The organism is Cryobacterium sp. TMB3-10 (genome assembly GCF_004402305.1).
GTDB classification, from domain to species: Bacteria; Actinomycetota; Actinomycetes; order Actinomycetales; family Microbacteriaceae; genus Cryobacterium; species Cryobacterium zongtaii.
The window spans coordinates 106,845-119,783 of record NZ_SOGH01000026.1; the positions used below are offsets into that span (position 1 = coordinate 106,845).

The window sequence follows — 12,939 nt, forward strand, 5'->3', positions numbered from 1 at the left end:
CCCTAGAACTGCCAGGGGTACGGCGACCAGTCCGGTTCGCGCTTCTCAAGGAACGAGTCCCGGCCCTCGACGGCCTCGTCGGTGCCGTAGGCCAGGCGGGTGGCCTCACCCGCGAAGACCTGCTGCCCGACCATGCCGTCGTCCACGGCGTTGAAGGCGAACTTGAGCATCCGGATGGCCGTGGGCGACTTGGTCAGAATTGTGCGCGCCCAGTCCAGCGCCTCGTTCTCCAGCTCGGCGTGCGGGACGACGGCGTTGATCGCGCCCATCTCGAGAGCCCGTTGGGCCGAGTACTCGCGGGCGAGGAAGAAGACCTCCCTGGCAGCCTTCTGGCCCACCTGGCGGGCGAAATATGCGCTGCCGTAGCCGCCGTCGAAGGAGCCGACATCGGCATCCGTCTGCTTGAACTTGCCGTGCTCGGCGCTGGCGATGCTGAGGTCGCAGACCACGTGCAGGGAGTGCCCGCCGCCCGCCGCCCAGCCGGGGATCACGGCGATGACGACCTTGGGCATGAAACGGATCAGACGCTGCACCTCGAGGATGTGCAGCCGGCCGCCCCTGGCCTTGTCGATGCCGCTGGCGGTCTCGCCCTCACCGTACTTATAGCCGTCCCTGCCGCGGATGCGCTGGTCGCCGCCGGAGCAGAACGCCCAGCCACCGTCGCGCGCGCTCGGGCCGTTGCCGGTGAGCAGCACCACGCCGATGTGCGGATTGGTGCGGGCGTCCTCGAGGGCGGCGTAGAGTTCGTCGACGGTTTGCGGCCTGAAGGCGTTGCGCACCTCCGGCCGGTTGAAGGCCACGCGGGCGATGCGGCCGGTGAGGTCGTGGTGATAGGTGATGTCGGCAAGAGCGCCGAAGCCATCCACCGAACGCCACTGGGTCGGGTCGAAGATCTCTGAAACCAGTTCGGGCATGGCACCAGACTACGCGGCAGGCTCAGGCTGCCGGGTTGGTCGCCGGGTCCTGACATGGACCGATATACAGCTGGGACCGCTCACACCAGACATGAGGGCTATTCAGGTGTACCTCCTCGGCGGCTTCCCCGTCAACCCCTTGAACGGGCTTGACGCCGAGTTGTGTACTTATGTCACCCGAACGACCTGGAGGTGGTCATGTTTCACAACAGCCCCTCGGCACCCGACACCGCGTTACCCGAATACGCACCCGTCACCAGCGCCGAAACCTACACCGCTCCTGTCCTGAACCCGACACCCATACCCGGCAGCACCGTCGACGACACGGCCCTCGGCCTCGGCGACGTCGAGATCACCGAACTCTCCCCCACGGAGTGGCGCGTCGCAGACCATGGCATCGAGCATGACGACCCGACCGCCCTACTCGGCTTCATCCAGATCGTCGGCAGCGCCTTCGAGGTGACCAACCTCGGTCGTCCGCGGGAACGCGCCTACTTCACTTCCTTTGACCGTGCCACAGCCAGTCTTCTCCCCCGGGGGGTCCTCGCATGACAACCATCGTCCAGCCGCCCACCACCCGTGCGAGCGCTCGCGCCACAACTCAAACCCCGGCAGCGCCGCCGGAGTCGACCCCGTCGTCGTATTCGCCGTCGGCCGCCGCCAGCGCCGCGGCCACCTCCCGCTACAGCCGGGCTTCCACGGATGCCTTCGGCGACTACCTGCGCCGCATCGGCAAGGGCCCCCTGCTCTCGGCCGAGGACGAGGTGGATCTGGCCCGCAAGATCGAGGTGGGCCTGTTCGCCGAGGAGAAGATGAACCGGGCGGAAGCCGAAGGCACCCCGGTGACCCCCGAGTTCAAGCGCGAACTCACCTGCCTGGTGTTCGAGGGCCGGCGGGCGAAGAACCACTTCATCGAGGCCAACCTGCGTCTCGTGGTGAGCATCGCCAAGCACTACTCCGGCCGCGGCGTCCCGATCATGGACCTCGTGCAGGACGGCAACATCGGCCTGGTGCGGGCGGTGGAGAAGTACGACTTCATGACCGGATTCAAGTTCTCCACCTACGCCACCTGGTGGATCCGGCAGGCCATCCACCGCGGCATGGCCGACAAGTCTCGCATGATCCGCATCCCGGTGCACACCGCCGAGAAGCTCAACAAGATCAAGCGCATCCGCCGCGACCTCACCAGCACCCTCGACAGGGAACCGACGCTCAAGGAGATCGCCGAGCTGTCGCAGATCGCGGTGCGGGACGTGTCCCGCCTGCTGCAGTACGACAACGAGCCCATCTCGCTGCACGCACCGGTCGGCGACGGCATCGGCGACATCGCCGAGCTGATCATCGATGACGACCTGCCCCAGCCCGATGAGTGCGCCACCATCACACTGCGGGCTGCCGACATCACGTTTTATCTCGATGCCCTGCCCGACCGGGAGCGGTCCATCCTCACAGCCCGCTTCGGTCTCACCGGTGAGGAACCTCGCACGCTCGACCAGATCGCGGTCATCCAGGGGGTGACGCGGGAGCGGGTCCGACAGATCGAGAAGCGAGCCTTGGCCCTCCTAAAGGTGCCACGACTCGAGCGATATCTCAGGGACTAGAAGCGAAAACCGGCGTAGCGTAACACCTACCCCTATCAACGGAGTGGTGCAATGGGCAAGCTGACGTACGATTCGAGCCTCACGGCGGATTTCGATGATCGCGTGCTCGCGCACATCCAGGTAGTGATCGGTGCCAAGCTACGCCGGGGCGAGTGCTTCTATTTCACCTGGCGAGACGACCCGCAGGGCGGTGACGGACGGAGCACCATCTGGATGCATCCCAGCATCCCCTTGGCCTACAAGTATTTCGGCGGTCGTTCGCCCAGCCTCAACCGCGACTGGATCGAGGCGCTGATGCTGACCGCGAATTCATCGGGCGGCCTGCAGATCGTGCCGGAACCGCACCGCCTGGGATCCACGTCGAATGGTAAGGATGATTCGTGACCCGCATCGACATCGTCTACGGCGGTAAGCCGTACACGCTCGGCGACCGCACACTCGAATCACTCCGAGCCGAGATCTCCGACGCGGCGGCGGCCGGCGTGCCCACCTGGCTGCGGGTCAACAGCGGCGCCGGGCGCTATCAGGATGCCTATCTGCTCATCTCTCCGGGCACCGCGATCGCCATCGTGGACGTGCAGCCCAACGGTCCGGACGTGACGCTCACTCCCGAGGAGACGTTCGTCGCCGATTCCACCGAATGAACGGCTCAGGGGCGGACCCGCGGATGCTGGCACACTAGAGCCATGCTCCCTTCACTGCACGACGTGCTCGCCACCGCCCGCGTGGTCGACCTCCCCCTCGTCACCGGCTTCCGCGGCCTCACCAGCCGTGAAGCCGTAGTGATCGAGGGGCCGGCCGGCTGGACCGAGTTCTCCCCCTTCGTGGAGTACGACGATGAAGAGGCGTCGGCCTGGCTGCGGGCTGCGCTGGAGTTCGGTTGGGCAGAGAGCCCGGCCCTTCGACGAGACCGGGTTCCGGTGAACGCGACGGTGCCGGCCATCGACGCCGCCGACGTGCCGGCACTTCTGGCCCGGTTCCCCGGCTGCCGCACCGCCAAGGTGAAGGTCGCCGACCCCGGCCAGACCCTCGCCGAAGACGTGGAGCGGGTGCGCGCGGTACGCAAGGCACTCGGCGCGGAGGGACGCATCCGGGTGGATGCCAACGGGCTCTGGAACCTCGACGAGGCCGAGCACGCGATCCACGCCCTGGCCGAGTTCGACCTCGAGTACGTCGAACAGCCGTGCGCGTCGATCGACGAGTTGGCCGAGATCCGCCGCCGCACCGACTACCTCGACCTGCCGATCGCCGCCGACGAGAGCGTGCGCAAGGAGTCCGATCCCCTGCTGGTGTCCCGCTCAGGCGCTGCCGACCTCCTGGTGGTCAAGGTGCAGCCGCTCGGCGGCATCCGCGCTGTGCTCGCGATCCAGGCCGAGACCGGCCTGCCGCTGATCGTCTCCAGCGCCCTCGACACCTCGATCGGCATCTCGATGGGCGCGTTCCTGGCGGCGGCCCTGCCCGAGCTCGACTACGACTGCGGCCTGGCCACCGCGTCGTTGCTGGCCGCCGACGTCACCCATGAACCGCTGCTGCCCGTTGATGGCAGCATCCCGGTGCGCCGGGTGGTGCCGGATGCCGACCTTCTCGACACCTACGCGGCCAGCCCTGAGCGGCGCGACTGGTGGCTCGCCCGCATCACCCGCGTGCACGCCCTGCTCGCCGAGTAATCAGGAGGCGCGACGCAGGGCCCGCCTAGAGCTCTGCGGGTTAGGCGCCGTTGTGCGGGTGGCGCGCCACCCGCATAACGGCGTGGCACCCGCCCATTGCGGATCCGGCGATCGGGCGCGGACCGAGCGGGCGCGACCCTCGCCGCGGGTTACAGGCCGGAGTAGGCGTGCAGGCCCTTGAAGAACACGTTCACGACGCCGAAGTTGAACATCACGGCGGCGAAGCCGATGATCGCCAGCCAGGCCGACCGCGATCCGCGCCAGCCCCGGGTGGCCCGCGCGTGGATGTACCCGGCGTAGATCACCCAGATGATGAAGGTCCAGACCTCTTTGGTGTCCCAACCCCAGTACCGGCCCCAGGCCCGTTCGGCCCAGATCGAGCCGGCCATGAGGGTGAAGGTCCACAGGATGAAACCGATGATGTTGGTGCGGTAGGCCAGGTTCTCCAGGGTGACCGCCGACGGCAGGGTCTTCAGGAACTTGAGCCGGCCGGGCTTGTCGGTATCCACCCGGTCCTCGCGGCGGGCCTGCAGCAGCTGCACGAACGAGAGCGCGAAGCCGAGGGCGAAGAACCCGGTGGCGAGAGACGCCACGAACACGTGGATGACCAACCACACCGACTGCAGAGCCGGCGGCAGCGGGGCCACTTCCACGTAATACTGCTGGGCTATGCCGAGCAGGATCAGGACAAGTCCGGTGACGAAGGTGCCCAGGAACCGCAGATCGATGCGGGTCAGCAGGATCAGGTACACCGTGACGATGAGGAGAGTTCCGGTCATCGCGAACTCGTACATGTTGGCCCACGGCACCCGCTCGGCGGCGATGCCGCGCAACACCGTGGCCACGAGCTGCAGGCCCCAGGCGAGCACGGTCAGCGAGACGCCCACCCGCAGGCTGGCGGAGCGGCCGTACGGCGTCGCCGCATCGTTGACCATCCGGGCGCTGATGCGGGTGAGGGTGCTGGTTCCGCCGGCGGAACCCACCGAGGTGGCCTCGCCCGCTCGGGCCTTGGCGGACTCGACATCGGCCGCGTCCACCGCAGAGCTGCGCTTGGCCAGGTCGATCGAGAAGGCGATGAACGCCAACGCGTAGACGGCCATGGCCGAGTACAGGCTGAGGATCGAGAGCTCGTTCAGATTCACCAGTACAGCCTAAGCGGGTTCGACGGGTGAAACGACCGGGGCCGAGCGTTCCAGCAGGGCGATGTGCCGGTCGGCGAGGGCGGTGACGGCCGACTCCAGGGCCGGGTCCTCCCCGCGGGCGAGGCCGGCGTATTCGAGCCGCACCGAGCCATCCGCCTGGTCAATGGCCTTCACCCAGAGCCGACGGCGCGGCACGAACAGCGAGGTGAGCAGCCCACCGAGCACGAGCACCGCGAACAGCAGCACCCAGCCCTGGGTGGGGTCGTGGTGGATATCGAACGACGCGAACCGCGGCACCGAGCCTGAGAAGTCTCCCGCCGCGGCATCCGGAGTGGCGTTCTCGAAGGTCACCGAGCCCAGCCCGTTGGGCAGCTCCTGGGTTTCGCCTGGCTTGAGTTCGAGCGGCTGGATGTCGCTCGTGCGGGTGGCCAGCGGCTCCATGGAGTCGGTGTCGAGGGAGTACACCGAGGTGGGCACACCCTCGTCCAGGCCCAGGTCACCCGCGTACACATTGAGGGTGAGCACCGGGTACTCAAGGTCGGGGAAGCTGGAGAAGTACGAGCCGGTGCTGCTCTCGTCCTGGGTCGGGTAGAAGAAGCCGACCAGGCCCACCTGCTCGGCGAGGCCGTCCGGCACCTTCACGATGCCCAGCGAGGTGAGGTTGGCGTCCTGCGGCAGGAACGGCACGGAGTCGGTGAACACCACTGTGCCCTCAGGGTCCTTCACCGTGATGGTGGGCGCGTAGCCGTTGCCGAGCAGGTAGACGCTGGTGCCGCCGGTGCGCAGCGGGTCGTTGACCCGCACCGCGCCGGGCTCGGCGTCGCCGCCGCGCGGGGTGACCGTGACGCCGGCGGTGAAGTCGACGGGCTGGCCGAACGCCTCGAGGTTCGCGGTCTCGTAGCTCACCGTGAAGTCGTCGAGGGTGAGCGTGTACGGGTCCAGTTCGGTGTCGTCGAAGAACCGGCCGGGGTTGAACGAGTCGTAGGCCAGCAGCGTGTTGACGAAGGTCTGGCCCTCCACGAGCACTCGTTGGCCGCTGAAGCCGAAGCCGCTGCCGAAGCCGACCACCACGAGGAGACCGACCAGGGCGGAGTGGAAGACCAGGTTGCCGGTCTCACGCAGGTAGCCGCGCTCGGCCGAGACCGAGAACTCAGTGGGGCTCTCGAACAGCGCCACCCGGTAGCGACCCTGCTTGAGCACGGTGCGGGCGGAGGCGACGGCGGTGGCGGCATCCGTGCCGGCCGGGGCCGTGCGGGTGGTGAAGCCGGCCAGCCGGCCGAGGCGCGCGGGGGTCTTGGGCGGTTTGGCGCGCAGGGCCTGCAGGTGGTGCTTGGTGCGCGGGATGACGCAGCCGATCAGCGAGACGAACAGCAGCAGGTAGATGGAGGAGAACCAGGCGGAGGAGTACACGTCGAACGCCTGGATCTTGTCGAGCACCGGCGCCAGGTCGGGGTTGTCGGTGAAGTACTGGGTGACGCCGTTCGGGTCGGAGCTGCGCTGGGGCACCAGCGAGCCGGGCACCGCCGCGATGGCGAGCAGCAGCAGCAGGAACAGCGCGGTGCGCATGCTGGTGAGCTGACGCCAGAACCAACGCAGGGTGCCGACAAAACCGAGTTTGGGCTGGGTGATCCCGTCGCCGGTGGGCGCCGGGGCGGAGTCGATGTGGTCAGATGGCCGGGACATAGCTGCCAATCACCCCTTGCAGGTTCAGGAGCCAGGCATTCCACACGCCGCTCACCATGAGCACCCCGATAACGATCAGGAGCACGCCGCCGAACAGGTTGATCGCTCGGATATGACGCTTGAGAAAGGCTACGGCCCCGGTGGCCCAGTTCAGGCCCAGGGCGATCAGCAGAAACGGGATGCCCAGGCCGAGCGCGTAGAACAGCGCCAGCAGGCCGCCCTGCCACGGTGAGCCGGTGCTCAGGCTGAGCGAGTTGATGGCCGTGAGCGTGGGGCCGGTGCACGGGGTCCAGCCGACCGCGAAGACCGCGCCGAGCACCGGAGCGCCGGCCAGGCCCATCCGCGGCCGCCAGGAGGTCTTGATGGTGCGCTGCATCGCGCCGAACTGACCGACGAAGACCAGGCCGAGCAGGATCACGACGGCGCCGGCGACGCGGGTGATCAGGTCACGGTACTGGTTGAGCCAGAACCCGGCGGCGCCGAACACCACGCCGGTGAGCACGAAGACCAGGGTGAAGCCGAGGATGAACAGGGCCACGCCCAGCAGCAGCCGGTTGCGTCCCCGGCGCGCGGAGAGCTTCGACCCGCTACTCCCGTCGGCGAACCCGCCGATGTAGGCCAGGTAGCCGGGCACGAGCGGCAGGATGCACGGGGACGCGAACGAGACGAGCCCGGCCAGCACGGCGATCGGGATCGCCAGGAACAGTTGCCCGCTGAAGACGATCTCGCCGAAGGGATTGCCCACGCCTAGCCGTCCTCGGCAATCGTGTCCTTGATCAGGGTTTCCAGGATGGACGGCGAGTTGACCTGGCCGAGGATGCGCGCGGCGACCCGACCAGAGGAGTCCAGCACCAGGGTGGTGGGCACGGCGTTCGGGGGGATGCTGCCGCTGAAGGCGAGCTGCAGGCCGCCGTCGTCGACATCCATCACCGATGGGTAGCTGATCTCGTAGCTTTCGTTGAAGGCGATGGCGCTGGGCGCCTGGTCGCGCACGTTCACACCGAGGAAGCTGGCGCCCTGACCGGCGAATTCCTCGCTGATCGTCTTGAGGTCCGGGGCCTCGGCGCGGCAGGGGGCGCAGCTGGCGTACCAGAAGTTGACCACGAGGACCTCGCCTGTGTAGTCGTCGGAGCTGACCGTGGAGCCGTCCTCGAGGGTGCCGTCGAAGACGACGGACTCGCCGCGATCTTCGGCGGCGATTTCGGTGACGCTGCCGTCGCCGGCGATGTAGCCCTTGCCGCTGCCTTCACGGTACTGCGCGGCGAGCGGGTCGTCGCTGGTGCACCCGGTCAGCACGAGGCCGAGGCTGACGAGGCCGATCAGGGCGGCAGGAATCAGGCGTGGTCGGCGACTCACACTGCACCTACATCGTTGGCCGGCACCAGAAGGGCGGCGGCGGGACTCGCATAGCCGACCTCGGCGGGCACATTGTCGTGCAACGACAGCGTGGTGATGCTGGACAGGTCACAGCGGCGTTTGCGCGGGTCGTGGGCGAGGCGTTCGTGGGCCAGGGTGCGGTGCACCATCCAGATCGGCAGCTGGTGGCTGACCAGAACGACGTCACCGTCGTCGACCGAATGGAAGGCATCGTCGATGGCGGCGAGCATCCGAGCAGAGATGGACGCGAAAGGCTCGCCCCAACTGGGCCGGGCAGGGTTGATCAGGCTGGGCCAGGTGCGCGGGTCGCGCAGGGCGCCGCCGGGGCCGCGCATCCGCTTGCCCTCGAAGCGGTTGGCGGGCTCGATGATGCGCTCGTCGAGGTGGATGGGCAGGCCGAAGGCCGCCATGATCGGGGCTGCCGACTCCTGGGTGCGCTGCAGCGGCGAGGCGATGATCCGCCCCACGGGGCGCCCACGCTCGACGAGGTCTGCGGCAGCCGCCTCGGCCATCCGCTGCCCCAAATCGGACAGCCGAAAGCCGGGAAGTCTGCCGTAAAGCACGCGCTCGGGGTTAAAAACCTCACCGTGCCGCACGAGATGTACCTGGCTAGCTACCACACGCTCCAGTCTACGGAGAGGTCACCCGCGAATTCGCCGAGAGCTGTGCGGCTAAACTCAGGGGGTGAATGCGCGCGTACTGATCAAGAACCTTGCTGCCCTCGACGACGGTCTCGTTTCCGTGTCCGGATGGGTTGAAACCGTCCGAGACCAGAAGAAGGTGCAATTCGTCGTCTTGCGCGACGAATCCGGCGCCGTGCAGCTGGTCAATCCACGCACCACGGATGCCGAGGGTGTCGTCGTCGACGACGAGCCGGCGACCACCATCTCCGGCCTGTCCCAGGGCAGCTTCGTCACCGTGACCGGGCAGCTCAAGCACGACGAGCGCGTCAAGCTCGGCGGCATCGAGATCAAGCTGGCGTCCCTCGAGGTCGTCACCCTCGCCATCCCGGAGACCCCGATCGCGGCAGACTCCAGCCTGGACAAGCGTATGGACTGGCGCTTCCTCGACCTGCGCCAGCCCAAGGCGAGCCTCATCTTCCGCATCCAGACCACGTTCGAGCACGCCCTGCGCACGTACTGGATCGAGCACGACTTCATCGAGCTGCACACCCCGAAGCTGATGGCCAGCGCGAGCGAGTCCCGCGCCGAGCTGTTCGAGGTGGAGTACTTCGACCGCAAGGCCTACCTGGCGCAGAGCCCGCAGTTCTTCAAGCAGATGGCGCAGTCCGCAGGTTTCGGCAAGATCTTCGAGGTGGGGCCGGCGTTCCGGGCCGACCCGTCGTTCACCAGCCGGCACGCCACCGAGTTCACCAGCGTTGACTCGGAGATCAGTTGGATCGACAGCCACGAAGACGTCATGCAGCTGCACGAGGACCTGCTCGTGGCCGCGTTCACCGCGGTGAAGGCCAAGCACGGCGAGGAGGTGCTCGCGCTGTTCGGCGTCGAGGTCACCGTGCCGAGCACGCCGTTCCCGCGCATCCCGCTGGCCGAGGCCAAGGAGATCGTCAAGAGCCGCGGCTACGAGGTTCCCCGTGAAGACGACGACATGGACCCCGAGGGCGAGCGCCAGATCGCGGCGTACGTCGCCGAGACCTACGGGCACGAGTTCGTGTTCCTCACCGACTACGCGTCGAGCATCCGCCCGTTCTATCACATGCGCCACGAGGGCGACGCGAGCCTGACCAACAGCTACGACCTGATCTTCAACGGCACCGAGATCTCCACCGGCGCGCAGCGTGAGCACCGCATCGACGTCCTCGTCGAGCAGGCCGTGGAGAAGGGTCTCGACCCGGCCGAGATCGCGGGTTACCTGGACTTCTTCCGTTACGGGGTACCGTCCCACGGTGGCTTCGGCATGGGCCTGGCCCGCGTGCTGATGCTGATGCTGCACCAGGCATCCATCCGCGAGGTCACCTACCTGTTCCGCGGGCCGACCCGCCTGGAGCCGTAACCCCTACTCCCGCTCGCGAAAGTCGCGCCTGTCTCACGGACAGGCGCGATTTTTCGTTAAGACCAAACCTTTTCCGGGGTGGGGCCGAACCACCTGCATACCAAGCAAGCCCCCACACTCCACAGCAAAGGACTTCATCATGCGCAGCTTCACCAAGACCGCACTCGGCCTCACCACCGCAGGCCTGCTCGTCGCCGGCCTCGCCGCCTGCTCCACCGACGAGGGCACCNAGAAGGAGCAAGCTCCCTCGTCACCGTTCGACTTGCATGTGTTAAGCACGCCGCCAGCGTTCGTCCTGAGCCAGGATCAAACTCTCCGTAAATGTTTAATAGCCTCACCACCGAAGTGATGGGCACATCTAGTGCCGAAAGCCACCGGAATAGGCGAACAATCAGCAAGTTTGAAACTGACAGAACAAATCATTACTGACTTGCTTTGTTGTTTAAATGTTTTCCAAAGGAATCTCTTTCGCGGTATCCCCTAGAAAGGGACCCTACGACCGAGGTTTTTGGCATTTGACATTGTGCACGCTGTTGAGTTCTCAAGGATCGGACGCACCCGACTTCAGGCCATGTGATTGGCTGTCGCTCCGGGGCAACTTGACTACCTTAGCCTCCGTTCGAATCCGTGTCAAATCGACTGAGCGGCGTGTTTCCGGCAAACTAGTGCCTGAAAACGCTCCGTTCGTTCGATCCGAGGGATCTTGCGAAGAGCTGATTCCTGGCCAAAACGAAGAGCCACACCGAAACGATGTGGGTTGTTTTGACTGGGAGTTGGTCCCGCTTGAGGCCGGAAGCTCTGCGGCTTTTCCGAACCTGTGGGGTGACGAGAGATGACATTACGGGGATTCCGGAGGGGCCGCAAATTGGATCTGACACCCGGGCGTGTCGGGGTGGTTTGCCCCATATGGCGCGCCGACAGCGGGTGTCCGAGAGACGACTAGGGCGAGGGCTGAACGCCGCGTTGGGCATCCGCGATCGACACGATTCGATGCCTGATCAGCTGCCAACCCTGAGGCGGGGTGGTCACACGCGCGTGCCGTTCACAGAGGTCATAGGTGTGTGGCTCGTGGGTGCCGGCGAGCGGTCCCAGGACAGCCATCGAGTCGGCATAGGAGAACGTGAGAGTCGCCACGGCCTCATCGTTGCAGGAGATTCTTGAACACGCTCTGACTGACATGGTGATTCAGGGTACCGCCGATGCCCCGGAAGTAGACTGGGGGTATGCCTCGTTCACGCCGCACAACCGTGCAAGCACCGACCTCGCGCGGTCGGGGCCGGGACCGACACGGCCGTGGCATCCGCAGTTCTGCCACCGGACCTTTCCTTCCTCCCCTGCGTACGCGGGTGGACACTTTCGACATGACCATCGCGTCGACGGTCGACTACTTGCGCATGGTGTGGCCGGCCGAACTCGCCGATGTGTCCTTCGAGGTGGCCGCAGGGCCGCTCAACGTGATTCCCGGCGTCGGGGTGGCGCGGTACGCGGTGGATGCCCGTGAGCGTCGCATCACCTTCTTCCGGCTGCCGATCCAGCGGCTGAGCGGACTGCACCGCAATGACGAGTTCCATCAGCGCATGGTGATCGAGAGCTGCGTCTTCCGCGGGGTCGCCGAACTCCTCGGCAAGGACCCCTGGGATCTCGCGCCGGATCGATTCCGCCACTTCTAGGGGCGCATCCCGCACGCGAACGCCACGAGGACCAAACCTTTTCTGACGTGGGGACGAACCACCTGCATACCAAGCAGCACTCCCCCACAGCAAAGGACTTCATCATGCGCAGCTTCACCAAGACCGCACTCGGCCTCACCACCGCAGGCCTGCTCGTCGCCGGCCTCGCCGCCTGCTCCACCGACGAGGGCACCGCGTCGACGTCGTCGTCCAGCTCCTCGTCCTCCAGCAGCTCCGCCGAAGCCACCCCCACCCCGGTCGCCTCCATCCCCACCCTCACCGGTGTCGACACCTCCGTGCTCCTGGACGCCGACTTCGCCGCCGCCCTCACCAGCCTGGGCCTGACCCCCGGCACCGTCGGCACCGCCACCCTCGAAGAAGGCAGCCTGCACTTCCCCATCACCGGCGGCAACGTGGACTACTACGACCCGGCCGAGGACTACCGCCCCTACGTCCAGGGCAACATCGAACACGAGGGAAGCGGCTTCTCCCTCACCGCCGGCGAGACCGTCGTCGAACTGACCAACTTCACCATCGACCCCGGCACCTCCGAACTCTTCGGTGACGTCACCGCCAACGGCGAATCCGCCGCCACCCAGGTCAAGCTCTTCGACCTCTACGGCGGAACCCTCGAACCCCTCAAGATGGACGGCGACAACGCCATCCTCACCGGCACCACCGTGCACATCAGCGCCGACGCCGCCGCCCTGCTGAACACCACCTTCAACACCGACGCCGTCGCCGACCAGCTCCTCGTCGGCATCGCCACCATCACCGTCAACACCAAGTAACACCCCCGCACCACACGAAAAACGGCCGAGCACCAGCTCGGCCGTTTTTTCGCGCCACAAGCACCCCGCACCCCGTGCCCA

At 66.6% G+C, this 12,939-nt stretch carries 15 protein-coding genes; 8 read left to right on the plus strand and 7 right to left on the minus strand.

The window, feature by feature from the left end; all coding sequences use genetic code 11:
* Positions 1-2 precede the first annotated feature (2 nt).
* Positions 3-914: a 1,4-dihydroxy-2-naphthoyl-CoA synthase gene (locus E3T22_RS14450; protein ID WP_088454978.1), complete on the minus strand. Its 912-nt coding sequence runs from the start codon at positions 912-914 to the stop codon at positions 3-5.
* Between the two features lie 198 nt (positions 915-1,112).
* Here E3T22_RS14450 and E3T22_RS14455 point away from each other — a divergent pair, with 198 nt between their 5' ends.
* Genes E3T22_RS14455 through E3T22_RS14475 form a run of 5 tightly spaced genes read left to right on the plus strand, consistent with a single transcriptional unit; the run spans position 1,113 to position 4,182 of the window.
* Complete coding sequence (locus E3T22_RS14455; protein ID WP_088454977.1) at positions 1,113-1,466, plus strand: hypothetical protein; 354 nt, start codon at positions 1,113-1,115, stop codon at positions 1,464-1,466.
* Entirely contained in the window at positions 1,463-2,515 is a 1,053-nt protein-coding gene (locus tag E3T22_RS14460) for an RNA polymerase sigma factor RpoD/SigA (RefSeq protein WP_088454976.1), read from the plus strand. The genes E3T22_RS14455 and E3T22_RS14460 overlap by 4 nt, the downstream gene beginning before the upstream one ends.
* A 51-nt stretch (positions 2,516-2,566) precedes the next feature.
* Entirely contained in the window at positions 2,567-2,899 is a 333-nt protein-coding gene (locus E3T22_RS14465; protein WP_088454975.1) for an ATP-dependent DNA ligase, read from the plus strand.
* Positions 2,896-3,159, plus strand: coding sequence for a hypothetical protein (locus E3T22_RS14470; RefSeq protein ID WP_103430995.1), 264 nt, complete (start codon positions 2,896-2,898; stop codon positions 3,157-3,159). The genes E3T22_RS14465 and E3T22_RS14470 overlap by 4 nt, the downstream gene beginning before the upstream one ends.
* A 42-nt stretch (positions 3,160-3,201) precedes the next feature.
* A complete protein-coding gene (locus tag E3T22_RS14475) occupies positions 3,202-4,182 on the plus strand; it encodes an o-succinylbenzoate synthase (protein ID WP_134480916.1) in 981 nt (326 codons plus the stop codon).
* A gap of 149 nt (positions 4,183-4,331) precedes the next feature.
* Here E3T22_RS14475 and ccsB read toward each other — a convergent pair whose 3' ends face one another.
* The 5 genes from ccsB to E3T22_RS14500 are packed head-to-tail and all read right to left on the minus strand — an operon-like array spanning position 4,332 to position 9,004.
* Complete coding sequence (ccsB, locus tag E3T22_RS14480; RefSeq protein WP_088457807.1) at positions 4,332-5,282, minus strand: c-type cytochrome biogenesis protein CcsB; 951 nt, start codon at positions 5,280-5,282, stop codon at positions 4,332-4,334.
* Between the two features lie 51 nt (positions 5,283-5,333).
* A complete protein-coding gene (locus E3T22_RS14485) occupies positions 5,334-7,007 on the minus strand; it encodes a cytochrome c biogenesis protein ResB (RefSeq protein ID WP_134407785.1) in 1,674 nt (557 codons plus the stop codon).
* Entirely contained in the window at positions 6,991-7,752 is a 762-nt protein-coding gene (locus E3T22_RS14490) for a cytochrome c biogenesis CcdA family protein (protein WP_134480917.1), read from the minus strand. The genes E3T22_RS14485 and E3T22_RS14490 overlap by 17 nt, the downstream gene beginning before the upstream one ends.
* A 2-nt stretch (positions 7,753-7,754) precedes the next feature.
* Positions 7,755-8,363: a TlpA disulfide reductase family protein gene (locus tag E3T22_RS14495; protein ID WP_103478487.1), complete on the minus strand. Its 609-nt coding sequence runs from the start codon at positions 8,361-8,363 to the stop codon at positions 7,755-7,757.
* Positions 8,360-9,004: a histidine phosphatase family protein gene (locus tag E3T22_RS14500; protein WP_088454969.1), complete on the minus strand. Its 645-nt coding sequence runs from the start codon at positions 9,002-9,004 to the stop codon at positions 8,360-8,362. Before E3T22_RS14500 ends, E3T22_RS14495 begins: the two co-directional genes overlap by 4 nt.
* 79 nt (positions 9,005-9,083) lie before the next feature.
* Here E3T22_RS14500 and aspS point away from each other — a divergent pair, with 79 nt between their 5' ends.
* On the plus strand, positions 9,084-10,397 hold the full coding sequence (aspS, locus tag E3T22_RS14505) for an aspartate--tRNA(Asn) ligase (RefSeq protein WP_088457806.1): 1,314 nt from the start codon (positions 9,084-9,086) through the stop codon (positions 10,395-10,397).
* 939 nt (positions 10,398-11,336) lie between these two features.
* On the opposite strand, the gene E3T22_RS14510 is transcribed toward aspS, so the two are convergent.
* A complete protein-coding gene (locus E3T22_RS14510; RefSeq protein WP_088455309.1) occupies positions 11,337-11,576 on the minus strand; it encodes a DUF3499 family protein in 240 nt (79 codons plus the stop codon).
* Positions 11,577-11,758: 182 nt separating this feature from the next.
* On the opposite strand from E3T22_RS14510, the gene E3T22_RS14515 reads away from it, so the two are divergent.
* Entirely contained in the window at positions 11,759-12,067 is a 309-nt protein-coding gene (locus E3T22_RS14515; protein WP_341476105.1) for a hypothetical protein, read from the plus strand.
* Positions 12,068-12,171: 104 nt separating this feature from the next.
* Positions 12,172-12,858, plus strand: coding sequence for a hypothetical protein (locus tag E3T22_RS14520; RefSeq protein ID WP_134493537.1), 687 nt, complete (start codon positions 12,172-12,174; stop codon positions 12,856-12,858).
* Positions 12,859-12,939 lie beyond the last annotated feature (81 nt).